Source organism: Erythrobacter sp. LQ02-29, assembly GCF_022576075.2.
GTDB lineage: Bacteria > Pseudomonadota > Alphaproteobacteria > Sphingomonadales > Sphingomonadaceae > Alteriqipengyuania.
The window spans coordinates 1,517,455-1,531,687 of sequence record NZ_JANCNT010000001.1 but is presented as its reverse complement, the minus strand read 5'-3'; the positions used below and the strand labels follow the sequence as shown (position 1 = coordinate 1,531,687).

Annotated in this window: 12 protein-coding genes; 1 reads left to right on the top strand and 11 read right to left on the bottom strand. The window is 63.3% G+C overall.

Annotated features, from left to right (window positions below; translation table 11 throughout):
• Positions 1-9 precede the first annotated feature (9 nt).
• The 3 genes from MKP08_RS07605 to MKP08_RS07595 all read right to left on the bottom strand — a co-directional run bounded on the left by MKP08_RS07605 (position 10) and on the right by MKP08_RS07595 (position 3,309).
• Complete coding sequence (locus tag MKP08_RS07605; protein WP_241553314.1) at positions 10-1,173, bottom strand: cupin domain-containing protein; 1,164 nt, start codon at positions 1,171-1,173, stop codon at positions 10-12.
• Positions 1,170-1,436 carry a hypothetical protein gene (locus MKP08_RS07600; RefSeq protein WP_241553313.1) on the bottom strand — a complete coding sequence of 89 codons (267 nt, stop codon included), beginning with the start codon at positions 1,434-1,436 and terminating at the stop codon, positions 1,170-1,172. The genes MKP08_RS07605 and MKP08_RS07600 overlap by 4 nt, the downstream gene beginning before the upstream one ends.
• A gap of 127 nt (positions 1,437-1,563) precedes the next feature.
• Complete coding sequence (locus MKP08_RS07595; RefSeq protein ID WP_241553312.1) at positions 1,564-3,309, bottom strand: DEAD/DEAH box helicase; 1,746 nt, start codon at positions 3,307-3,309, stop codon at positions 1,564-1,566.
• A 168-nt stretch (positions 3,310-3,477) separates the two neighbouring features.
• Between MKP08_RS07595 and MKP08_RS07590 the strand changes: the two genes are divergently transcribed.
• On the top strand, positions 3,478-3,879 hold the full coding sequence (locus tag MKP08_RS07590; protein ID WP_241553311.1) for a hypothetical protein: 402 nt from the start codon (positions 3,478-3,480) through the stop codon (positions 3,877-3,879).
• A gap of 224 nt (positions 3,880-4,103) precedes the next feature.
• Here the strand turns inward: MKP08_RS07590 and MKP08_RS07585 are convergent, their stop codons facing one another.
• The 8 genes from MKP08_RS07585 to MKP08_RS07550 all read right to left on the bottom strand — a co-directional run bounded on the left by MKP08_RS07585 (position 4,104) and on the right by MKP08_RS07550 (position 14,106).
• Positions 4,104-5,465, bottom strand: coding sequence for an efflux transporter outer membrane subunit (locus tag MKP08_RS07585; protein ID WP_241553310.1), 1,362 nt, complete (start codon positions 5,463-5,465; stop codon positions 4,104-4,106).
• On the bottom strand, positions 5,462-8,554 hold the full coding sequence (locus MKP08_RS07580) for an efflux RND transporter permease subunit (RefSeq protein ID WP_241553309.1): 3,093 nt from the start codon (positions 8,552-8,554) through the stop codon (positions 5,462-5,464). The genes MKP08_RS07585 and MKP08_RS07580 overlap by 4 nt, the downstream gene beginning before the upstream one ends.
• A 13-nt stretch (positions 8,555-8,567) precedes the next feature.
• Positions 8,568-9,821, bottom strand: a complete 1,254-nt coding sequence (locus MKP08_RS07575; RefSeq protein WP_241553308.1) for a TM0106 family RecB-like putative nuclease — start codon at positions 9,819-9,821, stop codon at positions 8,568-8,570.
• A 60-nt stretch (positions 9,822-9,881) separates the two neighbouring features.
• Positions 9,882-11,135 carry a type II toxin-antitoxin system HipA family toxin gene (locus tag MKP08_RS07570; RefSeq protein WP_241553307.1) on the bottom strand — a complete coding sequence of 418 codons (1,254 nt, stop codon included), beginning with the start codon at positions 11,133-11,135 and terminating at the stop codon, positions 9,882-9,884.
• Positions 11,135-11,356 (bottom strand): helix-turn-helix domain-containing protein, encoded by a 222-nt coding sequence (locus tag MKP08_RS07565; protein ID WP_373418077.1) that lies wholly within the window; start codon positions 11,354-11,356, stop codon positions 11,135-11,137. Before MKP08_RS07565 ends, MKP08_RS07570 begins: the two co-directional genes overlap by 1 nt.
• A gap of 253 nt (positions 11,357-11,609) precedes the next feature.
• Positions 11,610-12,494, bottom strand: a complete 885-nt coding sequence (locus MKP08_RS07560) for a hypothetical protein (protein WP_241553306.1) — start codon at positions 12,492-12,494, stop codon at positions 11,610-11,612.
• Between the two features lie 467 nt (positions 12,495-12,961).
• Positions 12,962-13,615, bottom strand: a complete 654-nt coding sequence (locus MKP08_RS07555) for a hypothetical protein (RefSeq protein WP_241553305.1) — start codon at positions 13,613-13,615, stop codon at positions 12,962-12,964.
• Complete coding sequence (locus tag MKP08_RS07550; protein WP_241553304.1) at positions 13,615-14,106, bottom strand: hypothetical protein; 492 nt, start codon at positions 14,104-14,106, stop codon at positions 13,615-13,617. Before MKP08_RS07550 ends, MKP08_RS07555 begins: the two co-directional genes overlap by 1 nt.
• Positions 14,107-14,233 lie beyond the last annotated feature (127 nt).

The following is a 14,233-nucleotide window of genomic DNA, read 5'->3' as shown; positions in this document are numbered from 1 at the left end:
TCGCGCGTGTCAGTCGTCTTCGCTGAAGGCTACGCCGCCCCGGTGGACCAACTCGTGGATCAGGTTCACCACTGATGGGCACCTCGCCATGTCGGGGCCGGGAACCATCGTTGGCTCCGCGCAGAGACGCTGGGCAAAATCGGCAGCCGCACCGGCGCATTCCTCTGCGACGCCATCGACGAACAGCGTCACCGATCCAGCCTCATGGCACACGAAGGCGAAGCGGCTGGCGGGATTGCGCATGATCGTCGCGCCGGATTCCATCGCGGACCGTACGTCCTGCATCGAAACCGCCCCCTCGGGTGCCCAGTCCAGCCGGTCGGTCTTCGGCGCAGTGGCATACTCGCCGAACCAGCGCGCGAATGCGGGCCGGTCGGACAGGCTGCGCGTCATCATCTCGTAGACCCGGTCGAGCGCCGCGCTGGAAATCTCACCCGGATTGTCCTGCATGCTCAGGTCGGGATCGGTGTAGCGATCGTCGTCGGTAAGGGTGTCGAGCGCGTGATCGATCCACCCCGACAGCAGTTCGCCGCGCGAGGGCGCGCGGAAGCCCACCGAATAGGTCATGCAATCATCGCCGACCGCCACGCCCTCATGCGCGAAACCCGGCGGGACGTAGAGGATATCGCCCGGCTCCAGCACCCATTCAGCCGTGGGTTCGAATTCTGCCAGCAAGCGCAGATCATCGTACGGCTGCAACGGGGTGGCTTCGTCGCACTGCGGCCCGATCCGCCAGCGCCGGCGGCCCAGCCCCTGCACCAAGAACACATCGTACCTATCGAAATGAGCGCCCACCCCGCCGCCATCAACCGCGTAGCTGACCATCACATCGTCCACCCGCCAGTTGGGAATGAAACGAAATGCATCGAGCAGCGCAGCGACGGCGGAAACGTGGTGATCGACCGCCTGCACGAGCAGAGTCCACGGATAGCGCCCCAATTCGCCGAACCGCTCGGGCGACAACGGACCGTGCTCCAGGTCCAGCTCGCCGGATGCCGTTTCGTGGACGAGGCGTGATTCCACCTCGCCCTCGCACGCCAACCCCGCCAGTTCCTCCGGCGGCAATGGATTGCGCCATGACCGCCACGGATTGCGGATCAGCAGCGGCCGCTTCTGCCAGTGCTCGATCAGGAAGCGCTCAGCATCGAAGTCGCGAAAGGCGGGCACGTTCATTGCGGCTCGCCCTCGGCACCGGCGAGCAAATCCATGAAATTGCGCGCCGCCTCACGATCCGCCGGATCGGGAAATGCAACGTCCAGATCGGGTGCGGCGTCGAACATGTACAGCAGCGTCCACAATGCGAACCGACCCCCGCGATCGCGCGAGAGCCCGAAATCGACCAGCATCCGCTCAACGCCGGCCACCCGCGCCCCCTCGCCAACCCCATCCAGCGAGGTGGTCCCGAAATAGCGAAAGATGAGGTCGTCGAAGTCCATCCCATTCCGCCTAGCGATCGCCGTAAGGATGGCAAAGCATCTCAACTCTAGCAGTGCGGTTGCAAACCGCTGCCGCCAATCGCTCCGGGCCTTGGCGACAGTACTAGCCCATGTCAGAACTCGCCCTTCAGCGTCCCGACGGCCGAGCGGGTTTGCGCTTCCCTTTCTTTTCTCCGCCACCCTTCTCGCGGCGACCCTTTCGGAAGTTTTTCACACCCGGATCGTGATCGCCACGTTTGCGGTTCTGGCGGGCCTCCACACGCGGCCCTTCGTCGCTTCGCTCGATTGCGATGGCATCTTGACTGTCGTCTGCGGAAGCTGTGCGGCCAATCGTGTCCGCAAATTTCGAAGCGATCGCTCGCGGGATTTGGAACCAGCTTTCGTTCTGGCCAATCCGGATCGCCCCGATCTCGTTACGCGTTATGTGGCCCCGGCGGCAAATCATCGGCAACAGCCAGCGCGGCTCGGCATTCTGTCGTCGGCCGATGCCAATCTTGAACCAAACCACGTCGTCGAAGCCCGGACGATGATTGTCGGCCTTGTTCTTTTCACGCGCCGCCGGTGTATCCGCGATCAATTCTTCCGGTTGCGGCATCTTCGCACGGTGGGCCTGCACCAGTGCCGCTGCGATGTCTTCCGGTGCCATGCGGCTCATCAACTCGGCGGCCACCTTGCGGTCCGCTTCCTCGTATTCGACCGGAGCAGAAAGCTTGTCCATCAAGCGGATGTGATCCTGAGCGCGAATGGATTCGGCCGAGGGCGCGCTCATCCAATCCGCCGATATCTTCGCACCGCGCAACATGCCTTCCACACGCTTTCGGCGATTGTAGGGCACCACAATGACGGCGGTGCCCTTGTTTCCCGCCCGGCCGGTACGACCCGAACGGTGCTGCAGCGTTTCCGCATCGCGCGGTATCTCGACATGAATGACGAGGCTCAGCGAAGGCAGGTCGAGACCACGCGCCGCCACATCCGTGGCAACGCAAACGCGCGCACGGCGATCGCGCAATGCCTGCATAGCCTGGTTGCGTTCCGACTGCGAATGTTCGCCCGACAGGGCCACGACGGCGAAACCCCGATTCTGCAAGGTGGCATGCAGCCGCCGCACATTGTCGCGGGTGGCGCAAAAACAAATGGCCGTTTCCGCCTCGTGGAAGCGCAACAGGTTCACCACCGAGTTTTCGATCTCGGACGGAGCGACGGTAATCGCCTGGTAAGCGATGTCTCCGTGCCCGTGGCCCTCACTCGCGAGTGTCAAACGCAAGGCGTTGGTCTGATAGCGCTCGGCCAAGCGAACGATCGGACGAGGCAAGGTTGCTGAAAACAGAAGCGTACGGCGCGTTTCCGGCGCGGCGTCGAGAATTTCTTCGAGATCCTCGCGAAACCCCATATCGAGCATCTCGTCAGCCTCGTCGAGCACGACGCCCGCGAGCCCCGACAGGTCGAGCGCGCCGCGTTCGAGGTGATCGCGCAGCCGCCCAGGAGTGCCCACGACGATCGCCGGTCCGCCCCGCAGTGCCCGTCGTTCCTTGGACGCATCCATTCCGCCGACACAAGTTGCGATGCGAATACCGGTCCTGCCATACAGCCAGGCGAGCTCTCGACTGACCTGCAATGCCAACTCGCGCGTCGGGGCGATCATGAGTACCAGTGGCCCCTCGCCGCGCGACTCAGCGTCACCGTGGGTAAGCAGTTCGCTCGAAAGCGCCAAACCGAAAGCGACCGTCTTGCCCGAACCCGTCTGCGCGGAAACGATCAGGTCCCGCCCCCCGGCATCGGGGGCGATCACGGCAGCCTGCACCGGAGTAACAGAGGCGAAACCGCGTTCGACAAGGGTGTCGCGCAGAATTGACGGTAGATTTTCGAAGGACATTGGAACTCACAATAGATCCGCCCGTGGACAGGGCGGCGAGGTTTAGCGGGCGGAAGAGTTCCGCTCAGGCAGAAAACGGGGAACGGGCGCGTGCAAGCAGCCTCGCATCAGCACGATATAGCAATAAATGCCCCGGAAAGCTTGTGGAAAGTCATGCGGGGGGGCGGAATGACGCTGGAGAAGGGCGACGCAGACCAGCTGATGGACTTCACGACCAAGGACGACACGGCCGACTATACCGCCGATGTTGCTCTGGACGATGGCGCCCCCCGCCTCCTTCGCATTGCGGGCGACGTGGTTTCGCCCCGCGATCTCGCGGCAGGGATGACGCGGCTGGACGGCCGGCCCTGGAAGCTGCTTCGTGCAGGCGGGATGGGCCGGCTTTTGGCGCTGATCCGCGTTGCCCGGCTGCTGACCCCGGATAGCGATGCTGCGTTCCCGGCCTGGCAGGGAATGCAGTATATTCGCGACATGGCGAGCGGGCGAGGCAAGCTCTCGCCGCTCGACAATGCCCGCTACGGGAAGGCCGACTGGACCAGCGCCGAGGCGGTGCTCGCTCGGACTGTCTGACCAACAGTTCTTCAGCTTCAAAGGTGCTGGCCGCCGTTCCGATCGGCGGGTCGTCGCCAGTTCTGATATTCGAACCCTGTTCGTCTGGAGCCCAGTGCCAGCCGAGCGTTGCCCACCGAACTCGTGACCGGCGGTCCCGCCACTGTTTGCGTCACTCGAAGGGCAAAGTGCTTCGTCCAGTGATTTCGACGAAAAAGGCGGGCGGTGGTTGCATATATCCTTCCCTAGGGAAGCTGACCATCCGGCCCGCCGATGGCCGCGTGAAACGACACGAACGCCGTCGCAAGCGCAGCCTCGCTGTCGATAAGCGATTGGCGGCTGGCGATCAGTTGACGTTGCGCATCGAGGACGTCGAACAAGGTCGCTAGACCTTCGCGGTAAAGGGCGTCGGACTGTTCGAGCGCGGCTTCGCTTTGCTCGATCGCCTCGCGCAGTGCATTGATCCGCTGGCCGTTTGCGTCGAGCGCGACCAGAGCGTTCTCCACCTCGCCCAGAGCCTCGAGAAAGGTGAGCCGGTATTCACCGAAGCGGGCGTCGGCTTCCGCTTCCGCGGCGGCAACCTCAGCGCGTCGACGGCCACCATCGAAAAGCGGCAGATCCAGCACCGCTCCGACGCTGGCGATGAACTCGTCCAAGATGCCGCCGATGCTGCCATCGCCGAGCGCCACGCTGGCCGGGATTGTCAGCGAGGGGCGCAAGTCCGCTTGTTCGATTCCGACGCCGGCGGCGGCCCGCAGCAGCGCCGCTTCGGCGGCAAGCACATCGGCCCGGCGGCGCAGCAGATCGGCAGGCGTGCCCGCGGGAGGCCCACCGGCAAAGTCGGGAATGGTCTTCTCGCCCGGAGCGGGGGGCGGAGCGAACGGCCCTGCTGCCTGGCCCAGCAGGATCGCGAGCCGGTTGGCCGCGCCCGCCCTCGCAATCTCGATCAGGCCCCGCCGTGCGCGCGTTTGCGCGAGGTCTGCTGCGGCTCTCCGGACATCGAGATTGGCCGCAAGCCCAGCCTCGAACCGCAGCGTGACGATGCGCAAGGTCCGCTCTTGCAAGTCGGTCGACTGCGCGAGCAGCTCCAGCTGCGCGCCGGTGCGGCGGTACTCGATATACTGCGCGGCGATGGCGGCGGCCACCAGTCTGCGCTGGTCGGCGACGATGTATTCGGCCTGCGCATAGTCGGCGGCGGCGGCTCGGATCTCCGCTGCGAGGCGCCCCGAAATATCCGGATCGAAACTGCCGAGCAGGCCCACGCTCGCACTATCGCTATCGCTTGTGCCCAAGCCGATAGTCGCGTCGGCCGCTCCATCGAAGCGCGGCATTCGGTCCGCCCGCTCCGCCTGTAACAGTGCATCGGCTGCGCGCAGACGATCGCGCGCGATGGCAATGTCGAGATTGGCGTCGAGCCCCTGCTGCACCAGCGTGTCGAGCACGGGGTCGCCGAACCCCTCCCACCAGTTCGCCGCCACGCCGCTGGGCGGCAAGTCTCCCGCGTAGACAGGTGGCGCGGTCACGGGACGATCGACCGGATAGGGGTCGAGGGAAGCGCAGGCCGACAAAGCCCCGGCTGCCGCGACAAAGATGCCGACACGGATCATGCGGGGGCCACCGTCATATCCTCATCCAGCGAGTCGATCTCCTCGTGCAACTGGGCGAGGTCGACGCTGCGCGGCTGACCGAAGCGGGCGATAACAAGGTAGAGCACCGGTGTCAGAAACAGCGTGAAGACGCCCGCGATGCCGAGCCCGCCGAAGATTACCCAGCCGATCGACTGCCGCGCTTCAGCGCCCGCACCGCTCGCAAGGATCAGCGGCACCGCGCCGATAACCGTAGAGACTAGCGTCATGGCGATCGGGCGCAGGCGGATGGCCGCGGCCTCCTCCACCGCCTCGCGCACGCTGCGTCCCTGATGGCGCAACTGATCGGCGAACTCGACGATCAGCACGCCGTTCTTGGCCATCAGCCCGATCAGCATCACCAGTCCGATCTGGGAATAGATGTTGAGCGACACACCCGAGAGGAACAAGGCGAATACGGCCGCTGCCAAGGCAAAGGGCACCGTCAGTAGCACGACCAGCGCGCTGGTCAGGCTTTCGAACTGCGCAACCAGAACGAGGAAAACGATCGCGAGCGCGAAGCCATAAGTCAGAAGCAGGGCATTGGAGCTTTCCTCCAGACTCTCGGCGTCGCCCTGCAGCAGCAAGTCGATGTCTTCGGCCACCGTCTCTTGCGCCAGCCGCTCGATCTCGTCGACTGCGTCGCGCAGGGGCGTGCCCGCCTCGATATCGGCATTCACCTCGATCGCACGGCGCTGCTCGGTGCGGTCCAGTTCGGCGGCGATCCCCTGCTCCACGATAGTGGTCACTGCCGAGAGCGGCACCAGCCGGTTCCCACCGGTCTCGCCGCCCGATCCACGCACGTGGAGATTGCGCAGATCGTTGGGGTTTGTCACGCTGACCGCCTGCGCAGTGAGGAAGATCGGCACGGCCTGGTCGCCGACGTTGAGGTCGACCAGTTCCTCCCCACCGACCATCGCCCGCAGCGTCTGCGACAGGTCGTTCAGATCGATGCCGAGGTCCGACGCCCGTTGCCGGTCGATCCGGACGGAAAGCTGCGGCTGGGTGGGCTGGTAGGAAATCTCGGCGTTGGATAGAATGTCGGACTGCCTGTCGATCGCGGTCGCGAGGGCATCGGCGCTCTCATAGATACGGCTATATTCGGCACCGGTCAGCGCGACCTCCAGCCCGCCGCCGCCGCCGCCGAAGCTGAGCGTACCGCGTCCGCGGGCATTGGTGCGCGAGCCGGGAATCTGGGCGAGTGGGTCGTTGAGGTCCTGCACGATCTCGGTCTGGCTGCGATCCCGATCGCCCCAGTCTGCCAGTTCGGCGGTCACGCGGACGCGGTTGGGATCGTAGCGGCCAACGATCGAGAAGGTACTCTCGATCTCACCGCTCTCGAGATAGGGCTGGAGCACCCCCTCCACTTCGTCGAGTTCGCGATCCATGAAATCGAGTCCGACGCCGTCCGGCCCTGTCGCATCGACAGTTATCACACCGCGATCCTCGTCAGGGACCAGTTCGTTATCGAGCTGGGTATAGAGAAACCCGGCCAGCCCCGCCACCAGGATGGAACCGATGATCATAGCTCTCGGTGCATCGAGCGCGCGCTTCAAGGTGCGGTCGTAGCGGTCAGTCACGGCGCTGCCGAAGCGGGACAGGCGACCATCGCCCTCGCCGTTACTGGTAAGGTCGAACTTCGCCGCCAGCGCGGGCACTAGCGAGAGTGCGACGAAGCTGGACAGGATGACCGCGACCGCAAGCACGAAGCCGAATTCACGGAAAAGGCGCCCGGTCTCGGACGGCAGGAAGCTGATCGGCACGAACACGGAGACCAGCACCGCGGTGGTCGCGACGACCGCAAAGAACACCTGCCGTGTGCCCACGACCGCCGCCGCGCGCTTGCCCAGCCCCTTGTTCTGCAACCGCTGGCAGTTTTCCAGCACCACGATCGCGTCGTCGACGATAAGTCCGGTTGCGAGGACCAGCGCCAGCAGCGTGAGCAGGTTGATGGAAAAGCCCATAAGCCAGATGCCCGCGATCACGCCGACCAGCGCCACGGGGATCGTCGTGCTCGGGATCATCGTCGGTCGCCACGCGCGGAAGAAGATCAGCATGGTCGCCACGACCACAAGGATCGTGAAGGCGAGAGTGATCAGCACTTCCCGGACCGAAATGCGGATGAACTCCGCATCGTCGGAAACGACCTCCACCTCGACATTGTCGAACCGCCGGTTGACCCGCTCGATCGCCTGCCGGATCGAATCCGAAATCTGAATCGTGTTCGAACTGGCCTGCCGCACTACCCCCAGCCCGATGATCGGCCGCCCGTCCAGCCGCACGAAGTTGGTCGCATTGGCAGGCGCGAAATCGGCCTGCGCGACGTCGCCCACCCGCACATTGCCCGAGATGACCACGTTCTCTATTCGGTCGGGCTCGGTTGCACTCGCATCGGCGCGCACGACCAGGTTCTGCGCATCCGAACGGAACGAGCCGACCGGCACATCGAACGGCGCGTTCTCGAGCGCATCGGCGACATCGGTCAAGGTGAGGCCGAAGCGGTTGAGCCGTAGCGGGTCGACCGCGACGCGCATCTGCCGCTGCCGCGCGCCGAACGGCTCGATGCTGGCGACGCCGTCGGCTGTCAGCAATTCGGGAATGATATCGTTGTCGACCAACCGGGTCAGCTCCGCCTGATCGTAGGCATCGCTCAGCACGGCCAGCGTCATGATCGGTTGCGCATCCTGGTCCGCCTTCACCACGGTGACCTGCTCGACCCGCTCGGGCAGATCACGCTGGGTGCGGCTGACCGCCTCACGCACGTCGGTCGCCGCTGTGTCGAGATCGACGCCGGGGTTGAATTCGACCCGGATGCGAGAATTGTTCTCCTCGCTCGAGGAACTGATCTGGCGCACGCCCGAAACCCGCGCCACGGCGTCTTCTAGGATGCTCGTGACCTCTGCATCCATCGTCTCGGGCGCGGCTCCCGGCAGTGTGGCAGTGACCGAAACGATCGGCCGGTCCACATTGGGAAGCTCGCGCACCTCCACACCCATCAGCGCCGCAACACCCGCAATGACGATGAGCAGGTTGAGGACGCCGATCAGCAGCGGCCGCTTGACCGCGAGCATGGGCAGATCCGACCTAGTCTCCATCTCTGCCGCGGGTTGGCGCGTTCTCGACGCGAACATTTTGCTCGGGCTGTCGCGCTCGGCGGACGAGCCGAATGTCCTGCCCGTCGCGGACCTTTTGAACACCTTCCACGATCACGCGGTCGTTGCGGCTCACCCGTCCGTCGACGAACACCCGCCCGTCGCGCCGCGAGGTGATGGTGACCGGCACGCGCACGGCCTTGCCCTCTCGGACTAGGAACAGGTGCGAGCCTTCGCCGCCCCACACGATCGCCTCTTCGGGAATTGCCGGCCGGGTCGTGCCGTTGCGGGTGAACTGCACGCGGAAGCTCATTCCGGGTCGCAACTTATCGTCTTCGTTGGGTATCGCGGTGCGGACGATGAAATCGCGACTTTCCTGAGACACGCGGTTGTCGGTCGCGATCACCTGGGCTTCGATCGTCCGGCCGGGTTCGGAAAAGGGCGTTACCTCGACCGTGTCACCTGGGCTGAGATTGGCGAAGATCGCTATGCCGGCGGCCTGCAATCTCTCCGCCTGAGGCGTGGACAGCCCCGCGATGCGCGTGAGGCGGTCCTCTGCCTCCCAAACCCCTTCGCAGTGATCCAGCCAAGGGCAGAGCGAACAGGCATCGCACGGATCGGGCGTTGTGCCTCGAGCGCCGTTGGCAACGAAGGCCAGATAACGCGTGATCGCCGCATCCAGAACGTGACCGAACTCCGCCATGCGAAAGCTTGCCCGTTCGCCGGAACCGAGCTGGACGTGCACCCGGGCGGGCGCCCTCCCCTGGATCGTCCCGATCATCCGGGCATAGATGCCGAGCTGAACGATATGGCTCGCCTTGGCCGAGCGGGCGAGCTTGGTGTCGACCGGCTCGTAGGACCAGCTTCCGAGGTCGGACGGCTCCTCCACCCGGACGAGGAAATCGGCGAAGCCGTGCCAGGGGCTCTGCAGGAAAGCGGCCTGGAAAATCGCGGGCGCGCCCTTCCACATCGCCGCAATGGTGGTTGCCGCCCGTTCCTGAAGACTTCCCTCGGCCGGGATCTCGACAAGTCCGCCTTCCGCCGCAAGCCGGTTGCGATAATCCTCCTCGTGAGCGAGGCCGGCCTCCTGCACGAGAGCGCCCATCGCATCGCTTTCCTGGTTACGTTCGGGCGCATCTTCGGGCCGGGTCAAACGCATGAAGTCGAGCGCGGTGGCGTGCGCGCAGCCGAGATAGCGCACGAGGTCGCTCGGTGAGTGCAGTATGGCATCGGCATGGTGGCGCATTCGAAGTCTCTCCGTTCAGAGAAGCCGTGCTAGATTGCCGATACGCCAATTCCGGTCGTATCAGCGTCCGGCCTTCTGGCGCAGGGTCTGAGCGCGTGAGGTGAGCGCATCGCGCAATTCGGTATCGTCGGCTGAGCCGACACGCTCGGCATGATCCAGCACGAGTTCCGCGATCTCGCCCGCCCGACGGCGCACGAACGGCGCGCCGACGCCCGCCTGGTCCGCGAAGCGCTCAAAGCTCGCGCCGTCGACCTCTTCCAGGCGGCGCGCATCCCCGAATCGCATCGCGAGATGCGGGGCGAGACCGGGCCAGCGGAAGGTCGCGACCAAATCGTAGAGCGGGGCGAGGATGGTCTCGCGCCCTGCCTTGCCGTCCCGGTGCAGAAGGCTGAAATTCTTCGCATGGGCGTCGGCATTGCCGATCACCAGATTGAACAGCGCGGCGTCCAGGAGGCGCAGAACCTCGCGTGCAGGGCGAGTGGTGGCGCTGCGCACGAGAGCGAAGGCGTCGCGGAATGCAGGCCCGCCTTCGGCCGCGTATTTGCGGCTCGGCACTACGCCGAGGCTCTGGGCGAAATCCTCCTGATGCAGGCGCAGCGTGGCGCCATTGGTGGTCTCGCGGTCGTAGCGCTCGACGAGGAGGAACGGGCGTTCGACCACCACCCGACGCTCGGCCTGCACTGCCGCAAGCCCGCAGGCGCGGGCCAGGGCGATGCAGAAGGCTTCGTTGGCGGCAAGGCCGGGGAAACGCGCCGGCTCGGGCTTGATGAGGTGGGTCGACGGCTCGCCGGGATGGGGCAGAGCGATAGCACCGCCCGCCAGCACGACCGGCAGCTTGTCCTGCGCGCCCGCCAGGCTGAGGCGCAGCCCGCCCTCCCCTGCCAGCATCGGCGTGACCGGAAGCTGCAGCATGATCGCCGCCAGGTCGTCGTCGTCGAGCGGTTCGTGCGGCCGGGTCGGAGCGGCGGCAGATGCCGACTCCTCGCCGGGGGGCAGGAAGGACAGCGCGCCAGCCACATCCCCGCCCAATCGCTCCAGCAAGCGGAACGTGTTGTCGGGCGAGATGCCGAGCGCACGGGCGACCGCGCTGCGCTGGGCCTCCTCCGGCAGTAGACCGCCGAACACCGCCTTGCAGAGGCGGTCACCGGCCGCTTCGGCGGTCTTGGGCAGGGAATGGAACAGGGGCGGCGCCTGCGGATCGGCGAGCCAGTCGGGATCGTAGCGGAACGCCATCGCCCCCGCACGGTCGACAGTGAGTCGACCGGCGACCGTTATGCGCAGAAAAACCGTCAATTCACGCAGCGGCTCGACCATCAGATCGCCTCGGCGCTTCCGGGCCGCACGATCTCGACCTGGCAGCCGAGTGCCGCCAAGACGGCAAGTGCCTTCCCGATCTGAGCGGTGGGCTTGCCCGCTTCCAGTTCGGCAAGAAAGCGAACCCCCACCCCACTGGCGGCGGCCAGTTCGACCTGGCGCAGCCCCTGAGCCTTTCGTTCAGCGCGCACCACCGCACCCAATTTCTCGGCATCCATCATCCTGATCGGGATTATCCGTGGCTGATGCGTGTCCGTCAAGCCAAATAATACCGCTCGGGAAGATTATACAACCTTATTTGTAGAACTGCTTTCCGGGGCTCGTCGCCAATCACTATCGCGCTTCGCGTGCGCGCACGTCCGCCTTTGGATTCCTGCGATCAGTGCCAGTAGGGCCGATAATAGAGCACGAAGCTATCTTTGATCGATGTGCCTTCGTTGCTTCCCCGTGAGCTAGATCCATGGGATCCCGTAATCAGCTTAACAGTCGACCGTCAGCAGTGAATGCAACCAGATCACCTTCAGCCAGCATCAGATCAGCAGATTTTACCGACGAGCAAATAGGATCAATTTCCCCAATGTCGGGTAGATAATCTTCAGAATATACGGTGCCGCCGATCCATTCGAACCGCGTGCAAAACATGTCTTGCGACCCGCATTGAGCCTCTGGTGATCGCGCAATTTCCCGCAAATCAGCTTCGAGGTCTTTCGATAAGCCTTGCAACTGCGTCAGGCTTCTGGCTTCAATAAAGCCAACCGCTCCCTTCGCATCGGCCAACTTGAATTTTTCGGATGCGGGGAGAAGCTTAGCACGCAAGCTTTTCATTTCGATACTCGTCTCCTTGACTGAGGAAACGGAGAGCGTATCCCGAAACGATCGGAGCATGTCACAGGCGGCTGCTTCGTAACGAATATCCATTTCGCCCATTCGATCCGCCCGTTCAGGATCGACCGTAGCGAACTCCACCGCAGTAACCCTAAGTCCGATGCCTTGACGCCGAGCCAATGATACCTGCTTGTTTGCCTCGGCTTGGATTAAATCGCGGTGCTCAAGCAGTTCATCGAGATTAGCCAGCACTCGCTCAAGCCTCCTCCCAACCTCAGCCAGATTGATCTCAATCTGATTGATGCAAGCTGTCAAAGGCAACCTTACTCGCTGTTTGACGCCCCATTGGACCATAAGATCAACTTCAATCACGACAGCGCCAGGGAAAATTCTAACGGCCCGGTAGTCGTCTTTATCAGGTGCCAAAAGCGCTCGGAATCTAATAGTATCGAGCATCGGCCCCATCATCGCTGCATTGTGTTCGATCGCATTCTTCACCCCAGCTTCGAGATCGATCGCGGTGACCTGCGTCATTGTATTTACCTTCTGATTTTCATTCGAGGACCATTCCTCAGCCATCCCTTATCAACGTATCGGCGGTAGCCGTCGGCGCGCGTCCGGCGCTTCATTCGAATTCGCGGCCAGAGAAATTGCAGTCACGAAGCAAGTGTAAGCGGCTGGCAATCGACCTTGAATTTAGATTCACGATCTCATCGAGCAGAACACGACCCTCATGTCCTTGCAGGTTTATTTTCCTGATATGCCCCTAATTTCTTAACACCGGTTTTAAACGGCGGGCATCATCAGCATTCGCCGCAACGTTGTCCCTCTCCCCCGATGCATTTAAATCCTCGGATAATGAGATTTATCACGCCCCTTTTTGGCTCGCGCCGCTGGCCAATTTGGGCATGCCACTGCTCAGCCGGCGGTCCAGCAATCAACATCAGCCGCTCGGTTCCGAAAAGCGTTGGGGCCTCCGAAACCGAGCTGCCGATCAGCGACTAGGGCTTGCCTCCCCCACTACGGTGGTCTTCCCATAGTTCCCTTAAGACCTCTTGGCCCTCGTCCCGGATCAGCGGCTGGTCAAAAGGACCATGCCGGAGGCCCAGTCCACTGATCCGCCGCGGCACGATGAGCAGGTGAGCGTGCAGCGGATACGCGGTCCCGATTGCCCCCGGACTATGCAAAATCACCAGCGTTGCCAGCTCGCGCTCCTTTGCGATGCGGTGGGCAAAGGATCGCGCCATTTCGAACGCCACATGTATTCGCTCGCAGTCCTGCAACGGCAAGGTCAAATAAGTCAGCAAAGCAGCTTCGTTTGGAGCCGCGTATTGATCGACCTGTCTGAGCAGCGTTTCGGGGTCGGACAAAAGGTCGTCGGCCTTAACAGGCAAGACGATCTCCGCCCGCTCGACGTTCGGCGTCCAGTCCGCTTTATCCGGTTCAGTGAAGTCTGGTCCCACGTGAGCTTTTCGCCATCCGAACTCGTAAGCGCTATTCACACGACCGCCAAAGCTCTTGCGTAGCACGCCGAACGCCGTTCCGTCGGTCACCGGTTGGGGATTCAGATACAACCAGGACAATGGGTCCTTGTCGCTTGGCTTTTTGCCACCCTGCGCTTTCTTGATGCGCGGCTTAGATTTCGCGGTAGCCATCAGAAGGTGACCCCCTGGAGAAATCGGGTGATCTCGGAAGCAGCTCGCTCACATCCTGCCTCGATATCGCACGCTGTTGCCGGAGCGCTCCAGTGAATGGCGAGACCGCTCTCTTGAACTTCGACACAGCGGCCAAGCCTTGGTGGAACGAACCAGAGTGAGCCTTCGACACGACACGGCCGCAATCTCGGCAGGAGCATCGGCTCAGCAACCGAACGAAGCACGATGTCGGCTTCGGCGGGATACTCACCAGTCATCATTCGGATCAGCAGCACGTCGCGATTGAAGTCAGCGCAGGTCTTCACCATAGCAAGATCGAAGCGATCGAGATCGGCGGTCCCAGTCATGACGAGATGGCATTCGGGCAAATCCAACGTTCCAGTGGGCAAGCCTGGTAGCCGCCACGTCGCTACCGTATGAGCATTCAGTTCGAGCAAGGGGATTGCGAGCAGCCGTTCGCACGGCGCCAGCGGCGTATTTTTTTCTGACATTTCATTAGCTTTCGCAAGATGATCACCGATCGGGATTGACCGGATCAGGCTGCCTTCGAATTTTCATCTTAAGGCCAGCTTCGCTTGCTCAGCTTAATTATCTTCGATTGCCGACCCCGCCGCCCCG